We start from the raw sequence: 6,640 nt of genomic DNA on the forward strand, positions 1-6,640 counted from the left end.
CCGATGACGAGTGGCAAGCACGAGCCGGGCACCGGTGAGGAGTCCGGGTGGGCCGCGGTGGTCTCCGACGGCAGCGCCCTGCGCGGCAGCGGCGTGGCCGTCGACCTGATCGTGCAGGAATTCGCGAGACACCTCGGCGGGCTCGCGCAGGTCCCGGTACGCCCAGTGACCCTCGACGCCACGGACGCGGCCCAGCTCGTCGCCGGTGTTCGTGCGTTGCCCCCGGATGCCGGGGCGGTCCTGCTGACCCACGCCGACCCTGGCCGGACCCGCGCGGCCCAGAAGGAGTTGCGCGCCGGGGGCGCGCGGCCGGTGGTGACCGACCAGGACGCGACCGCGATCGCCCTCACCGCGGCGCTGCTGGGCGCGGTGACCGGACACGGCCGGCGGTCAGGGGGCCTCCAGTGCGGTCGCGTCGTCCTCGCCGGTGCCCGGGAGCTGCCGATCCTGGCCCCGCTGCTGGTCGCCGCGGGCTTCGCGGACCTCACCCTCTGGAATCCGGCCGATGCCGGGAGGCTCCCCCTGCGGAACGTGGTGTCCGGCGCGCACGCGGTGCTCGACCTGGTCGGTGGCCTTCCCGGCTGGGCCGCGGCCGAGCACGACCTCGGGATGATCGTGATCACCCGCGGCGACGCGTACACGGCGCCGTGCGCCGCTGCCGGGTTGCTGCGGGCCGCCCTGCGCACCTCGGCCGGTGCGTGGTTTGACGTCGAGACCTACCACACTGCAGCGCTGGCGCTAGCCGCTGCCGGCGCCGGTTGGCCGGTGTCGCACGGGAAGGCCCGGGCGCTGACCCATCGGGTGACCGACTCGGTCACCCAGTTGTTCCGCACCCGGCAGAACACGTCCTGACGACCACTGCCGGCGGGGCCGTGTGAACTGCGGTCCTCCGTCCTGCCCCGCTCGCGGTTCCACCTGCGCACCGCGCAGATCCGAAGGTTCTTCGACGGCCCGGCCGACCATCTGCGGGCCCGGCCGCTGCTCGCCGAGCACGCCCACCCGGGCGCGGACATCACCGTTGTCGCGCCTGACTCGGGCCGGGTCCGGCTGGCGAGGGCGAGTCGACAGCCCCGCCCGCTCGAGCGCCACGCGCGGATCCGTGTCCTGGAGTGGGGCCCACGACCCGAGTGCAGGAGTTGCGTAATTCCTTAACTGTGAACATGGTAGGTTCTATAGGTCTCGAACGGGCTGGGCGGGAGGCCGGGGCTGATGAGTGAGTTCGCGAGCGAGTTGCGTCGGGGGATCGGGGAGGCGCAGGACGCCACCATCGCGGCCACGGCGGCGGGGCATCCGTACGAGGCGTACCTCCACCGGGTCCGGTTGGCGGAACTGCTCGAGCTGGCCGCGCGTCACGACGTTGATACCGCGGCGCTCGTGCAGCCTGCGGTCGGTGCGGCCTTGGACGAGGATCGCGCCGCCCTCGAGAACTCGCCGTGAGACGATCGGCAGGCGCGGCCGGGCTGGCCATCGTCAGCGACGGGAGCGGCCTTTCCGCAACCGAGGGCAACGATCCGGGTGACGTGTTCGACGCGCTCGGCGTCGATGTCCGGTTGCTGCAAGCGCACACGTTCCTGAACCCGTTCCCGGTCGCGGTCACCGCTCGCGACGCCGGGGAACTCGCCGCGGCCGTACGGGCATTGCCGACCGGCGCGACGGCGGTGTTCCTGGCCCGGACCGATCCCGTGCGCGCCCGCACCGTCCAAAGCGACCTGGGGCGCAGCGAGAGGATCCCGGTCGTCACCGAAGAAGACACCCACGGCATCGCCCTCGCCACACAGGTACTGGCGGCGTTGCGCCGGGCCGAAATCGCGCCGTTCGACGCCCGGGTGGTCGTGGCCGGTGCGGACACCGTCCCCCTGCTTCCCCTGCTGCTGATGGCGGCCGGCGTCGGCGATATCGCCTCCTTGACGAGGGCCGACGCACTCGGATACCCGCTATCCGGCATCGCCCGCAACACCAGCATCGTGATCGATCTGGCAGGCGCCGCGGACGCGATCCACCCAGCCTTCGGCGACGCAGTGCCGAAGACGGTCGGGAGACCCCGCGACCCCGTCGCGCACCTGCTGGCGTTGCCTGGGCTGCTGCGGGCGCTGTGGGATGTGCCGACCCCGGGATGGGCCGGCGATCCGGCCCGCCATGTCGAGGTGCACCGCGCGTGTGCTCAGGCGCTGGCCACCATGGTGCCGGTCGACCGCGCGCTCCCGGAACTGTCCGATCCCGACCTCGTCAGCCGCGTCGCCCAGGCTGCCGTGGACGTCCTCCGGCCAGCACATTCCCGGTGAAAGCCGCCCGCCCCGACTGCTGGGCGGCAATGGTGACGAACTTGACGACGCACCTTGCCGGGTGAAGCGCCGGAGCGCACGACCCGTCAACGACGGCGTCGGTTGCGGTGCACCCCTGTCGCGATGTCGGAGACCAACTCGGTCAACCTCAAACCCTGCCCTCGCGCGATCGGCCGATCGCGCGGCAGGGACGGTGCCAGCTCCCGCGCGCACGCGGCGAACACCTCGGCGTCGAAGTTCAGTCCCGCGGAGAGCGTGGCCGCGCGCAGCAGACCGGCGCTGACGAACGGCGCGACGTGCGCGTCCTCACGGGTGATCGCGGAAAGCCCGGCGCTGCGGTAACCCAGGGCCGGTGACGGCTCACCGACCAGGTCGATCACCAGGTCCGCGCCGTCCAGCACGGTGTGCGGCGGAATAACCGCGGAGTCCGACGGATTCCACGTGGAGAGGTCACCGACGCCGCCGGCCGTCAGGATCGCCGGCAGCATCGGCAACTCCGCCGCACCGGCCAGCACCACCCGGCAGTGCCGCGGCCGCCGACCGTCGAAAGCCATCGACTTCAGCGCAACCGCAGCAAGCACCACGGCGTTGACGTCGTGCTCCGACACCGTGGGACGGACTTCCTGGACCTGCAGCTCATGCGTGACACGGTGAGCCCGGCGTGCATCGACATGGGCCAGCAACACCGCACCGACGTCGGCAGGCAACGCGCGCACCCCGGCCGCGAGACCCTCGGGAGTATCGGCGAGGATCACCCTGGGAACCGCCGCCGCGCCGACCAGGCCGCCGATCAACGTCGCGTCCGTGCCCAGCACGGCACTCACATCGGCACCCAGCGGTAACGCACTTCCGTCGGACACCACGGCCACCCGCTGGGGATCAGTCTCCGACGACGGCCGATCGAGACTCACACGAACTCTCCTTTGCGGCGACCGGGGCACGACCTACCTCAAGCATCTAAGCAGTTTAGCAATTTTGCAAGTCGACTGCCGGTGGCTGGTGACGAGCAGGTTCGATCAATTTGAGTGCCCCCTTAGGTAGCCATGCCGCGATGCCAGATCGAGCCAACTCGCGTTAAGACGGGGCGTGCACGGGGCCCCGGCAGGAAGCCACGCGAACGTCGGAGTTCGCGGATGACAGGGAATTCGTCGAAGTCTGTCAGCGGGACCTCGACGATTGCCAGGGCTGGAGCGTACTGATCGATCCGCTCGAACAGGTCGCCGGCTGCTTCGAGTTCGACGCGCAGTTGATGATTGTCGAGGCCGAGACCTTGAGAGCGGGCCCGTGCACCGCCCAACCCGTGGACGGCTCCGTCACAGGACGGCTCGGTGGCGCAGTCGTTCCGTGCCGGATCGGCTTGCGCCACACTGGTCCGCCATGTGTGCATGTCGGGGATGCCGATGTTTGGTGCGTTGTCGCTGTTAGTGTGCTTCAGGGTGGGCGGGGTCGGTGAAGGTAGACCAGAGTCTTCTGATTTCGTTGCAGGATAAGGGTACTAGCTGCTCCGCAATGGCGTGGGTGGCGAAGGCGAGGAACGCGGCGGCGAGCATTCAATCGCCCACCGGGATACCGGCGACGCGGACGAGTTCGGTGACAGGCATGGGATAGGCGCTGTGGCAGATGTAGTAAGCCGGCTCGGAGGGTTTGCTAGTTGAGTCCGGTCAGTTCGCCCCAGTCGCGCAGGCTGGAGTTGTCGTCGTAGGCCTCATTGGCGGTGAACCACTCGAAGTCGTAACCGGCTTCCGCGCGGCGTTCCCGATCGCCGGTCCACGACGCCGGGAGGTAGAGTTCGCGGTCAATCAATGCCAGCCCGTTGACCGAGACACGGGTCAAGAACACTCCGAGCCGGCAGTTCTCGATCCGCCCGGCAGTGACCGCACTACTGCCGCTGCGCAACGGCGGATTTGCTTCCCTTCTTCGGAAACCCGCCTCATCGGCCGCCACGGTCGCGCCCGGGTCACCGAGGTTGTCCAGCACATGAGAGCGGAGGTCGTCGCGCGCCACGTCGGCGTCCCGGCGATAGAAGTGCGGCAGTCGCTGCCTGCCGCCAGTAGGGCCAGGCGATCATCGGCTACTGTCCATTACGCGGCCACCGTGTCTTCTTTGAGTTCCAACACACCTTGAAGTCGATCACGCGGTGGCCCTCTTCATGCCCACGACACGCCGCCAGATCACGCGCTGCGGCCGGTTGGGTTGGTGTTCCATCATTTCACTCGAAAGAGGAACGCGGCAGACTAGTGGTGGAATTGGGGTGTCGACTTAGATGGCGGGCGACACCGCCACACGTCTGTGGCATGCAGCGACCGGTCGAGTATGAGAACAGCGCTGTCGGTCGATCTCGATCATGGAGGTCTCATTGGTGACCGATGTTGTCGAAGTGAGCGGCACGGCGGGTCCCGTCCGGTCGCGCGGAAGCGGTGGCCACGCGCGATCGTGCTGGTCAGTGGGATCTGCCTGCTGAGCGCCGCCGTCGTCGCCAGGATCGGCCGGTTCGGGTTCAACCCTAGTGATCAGGGTTTGATCCTGGCGCAGAGTTGGCGGAGCCTGCATGGCGAGCTCCCGCAGATCGACGTTCTGGGCCCGAGGCCGTTCGGTTCGGCGTACCTGCACCTGGTCGACTACTTGGTACCGGCGCCGCTGATGATCGGTTCCAGCTGGGTGATGATGGTGCAGCTCACCATCGCCACTTTCGCTCTGGTGGCGTTGCTGACCGGGACGTCTCCGCTGGGCTGGGGCCCGCTCCGGCTGTGCCTGGTCTTCGCCGCAGCGCTGATCAGCCTCAACGCGTATCCGACGATGGCGTGGCACACCGTGGACGGTGTCTTCTTGATCGCGGTCGGCTGGTGGCTTCTCGACACCGGCCTGCGGTCGGGGTCCCGGTGGCGCCGCCGGCTCGGTCTGTTCTGCCTGGGATTCGCGGTCATCGTCAAACAGAGCTTCATGTTTTCCGTGCCGGTCGCGCTGCTAATCCTGTTCTTTCACCCGGCGCAGCGGCCCATGAACACCCGGTGGTGGCGCCGTACGGTCGTCGACGTCCTCGTGCTCGGTGCGGCACCGGTGCTGTATTTCGGCATGATCACGCTCGCAGGCGGGCTCCCTTCGGCGCTCGCGCAGCTAACCGGGTGCACCGAGACATATGGGGAGAAGGGCTCTTCCGGTTCTGGACGACCGAGTTCGGTGGGCTACGAGCCGATCCTCGAACCTATGTTCTGCCGGTCCTGCTCGGTGTGATCGTGCTCGCCGGCGCGTGGTCGTTGCGTGCCCGGCTGGGCGCCGCGGGCCTGTGGCTGCGTGTCCTGACGGCCGCCTGCGTTGTGGGGGTGGTCGTGTTCGTGCTGGTGGACGGCACGTTCGAGCACGCCGGTGGCTGGGAGGTCAAGCTGCTGTGGATCTTCGTCGCGGCCGCGGTGCTGGACGGCGTGATTCGCAAGAGGCTGCCATGGCAGTAGGGTCTGCCCAGACTTCGGTTGACACCGGAGCTGACTGTTTCTCAGGCCGCTGACGTGGCCGTGTAGATGGTCTCAAACTCGACCGGGGTGAGCTTGCCCAGGGCGCGTTGGCGGCGTTTGCGGTGATACTTCGTCTCGATCCAGGACACGATCGCCAACCGGAGCTCCTCCCGCGTGCGCCACCGGCGGGTATCGAGAACGTTCTTCTGCAGCAACGAAAAGAACGACTCCATCGCAGCATTGTCACCACACGCACCGACCCGACCCATCGACCCGGTCAGCCCATGACCGCGCAGCAGGCGCTGGTAGGCCGCCGATCGGAACTGGGCTCCGCGGTCGGAGTGGACCACGACGTCGTGCGGGTCGCGCAGCGCGATCGCGTTGCGCAGCGCGCTGACGGCGAGTGAGGCCCGCATGTGCGAGGCGATGGAGTATCCGACGATCTTGTTGGAGTAGCAGTCCTTGACCGCACACAAGTACAGCTTGCCCTCACCGGTGGGATGCTCGGTGATATCGGTCAGCCACTTGGTATTCGGCGCGGCGGCGGTGAAGTCCCGGCGCACGAGGTCGTCGTGCACCGGCGGCCCCGCCTGGCGGGAACGGCCTTTCTTCCTGGCGTGCAGCGAGAAGATCTTCTGCATCGAGCAGATCCGCCACACCCGGTTCTCCGAGGCAGTGAACCCGCGGCGGGCGAGTTCGTCAGCGATGAACCGGTACCCATCGGCCGGATCGTCGGCATGGATCTCGAGCGCGGCGTTGATCAGATGCGCGTCGTCGAAGTCCCGCTGACAGACCGGGGCAGCGCACCACTGGTAGTAGGCCTGCCGGGAGATCCCCAGCACCCTGCACGTCACCGCGGCCGGCACCCGCACGGGGGCGCCGGCCGCGGCCAGTTCACGGACGAGCGGG

At 68.5% G+C, this 6,640-nt stretch carries 9 protein-coding genes and 1 pseudogene; 6 read left to right on the top strand and 4 right to left on the bottom strand.

Going from position 1 to position 6,640, the window contains the following annotated elements:
- Positions 1-3: 3 nt before the first annotated feature.
- The 4 genes and pseudogenes from G3I65_RS15380 (at position 4) to G3I65_RS15390 (ending at position 2,282) form a co-directional block, all read left to right on the top strand.
- The gene (locus G3I65_RS15380; RefSeq protein ID WP_160695794.1) at positions 4-852 is read left to right on the top strand and encodes a hypothetical protein; all 849 of its coding nucleotides are present in this window, start codon (positions 4-6) and stop codon (positions 850-852) included.
- A 63-nt stretch (positions 853-915) separates the two neighbouring features.
- Positions 916-1,053 (top strand): annotated as a pseudogene (locus G3I65_RS57300) (ribose-phosphate diphosphokinase); the annotation flags it as partial.
- Positions 1,054-1,209: 156 nt separating this feature from the next.
- Entirely contained in the window at positions 1,210-1,437 is a 228-nt protein-coding gene (locus G3I65_RS15385; protein ID WP_239070935.1) for a hypothetical protein, read from the top strand.
- On the top strand, positions 1,434-2,282 hold the full coding sequence (locus G3I65_RS15390) for a hypothetical protein (RefSeq protein ID WP_160695795.1): 849 nt from the start codon (positions 1,434-1,436) through the stop codon (positions 2,280-2,282). Before G3I65_RS15385 ends, G3I65_RS15390 begins: the two co-directional genes overlap by 4 nt.
- Before the next feature lie 86 nt (positions 2,283-2,368).
- On the opposite strand, the gene G3I65_RS15395 is transcribed toward G3I65_RS15390, so the two are convergent.
- The 3 genes from G3I65_RS15395 to G3I65_RS15405 all read right to left on the bottom strand — a co-directional run bounded on the left by G3I65_RS15395 (position 2,369) and on the right by G3I65_RS15405 (position 4,316).
- Positions 2,369-3,097, bottom strand: a complete 729-nt coding sequence (locus G3I65_RS15395; protein WP_160695796.1) for a hypothetical protein — start codon at positions 3,095-3,097, stop codon at positions 2,369-2,371.
- 218 nt (positions 3,098-3,315) lie between these two features.
- The gene (locus G3I65_RS15400; RefSeq protein WP_160695797.1) at positions 3,316-3,648 is read right to left on the bottom strand and encodes a hypothetical protein; all 333 of its coding nucleotides are present in this window, start codon (positions 3,646-3,648) and stop codon (positions 3,316-3,318) included.
- Between the two features lie 281 nt (positions 3,649-3,929).
- The gene (locus tag G3I65_RS15405) at positions 3,930-4,316 is read right to left on the bottom strand and encodes a transposase (RefSeq protein WP_255481892.1); all 387 of its coding nucleotides are present in this window, start codon (positions 4,314-4,316) and stop codon (positions 3,930-3,932) included.
- 399 nt (positions 4,317-4,715) lie between these two features.
- On the opposite strand from G3I65_RS15405, the gene G3I65_RS15410 reads away from it, so the two are divergent.
- Positions 4,716-5,513 (top strand): hypothetical protein, encoded by a 798-nt coding sequence (locus G3I65_RS15410; RefSeq protein ID WP_239070937.1) that lies wholly within the window; start codon positions 4,716-4,718, stop codon positions 5,511-5,513.
- Positions 5,510-5,731, top strand: coding sequence for a hypothetical protein (locus G3I65_RS57305; RefSeq protein ID WP_239070939.1), 222 nt, complete (start codon positions 5,510-5,512; stop codon positions 5,729-5,731). The genes G3I65_RS15410 and G3I65_RS57305 overlap by 4 nt, the downstream gene beginning before the upstream one ends.
- A gap of 41 nt (positions 5,732-5,772) precedes the next feature.
- On the opposite strand, the gene G3I65_RS15415 is transcribed toward G3I65_RS57305, so the two are convergent.
- Positions 5,773-6,640: IS3 family transposase (locus G3I65_RS15415; protein ID WP_160695799.1), on the bottom strand; the 868-nt coding region annotated here is incomplete at its 5' end.

It is taken from the genome of Amycolatopsis sp. SID8362 (assembly GCF_010550475.1).
In the GTDB taxonomy this organism is placed as follows: Bacteria; Actinomycetota; Actinomycetes; order Mycobacteriales; family Pseudonocardiaceae; genus Amycolatopsis; species Amycolatopsis eburnea.

What these genes read in the sequence shown, in the direction of transcription:
- G3I65_RS15380 (WP_160695794.1), top strand. Translation starts at nt 4, where the DNA reads ATGACGAGTGGCAAGCACGAGCCGGGCACCGGTGAGGAGTCCGGGTGG.
- G3I65_RS15385 (WP_239070935.1), top strand. Translation starts at nt 1,210, where the DNA reads ATGAGTGAGTTCGCGAGCGAGTTGCGTCGGGGGATCGGGGAGGCGCAG.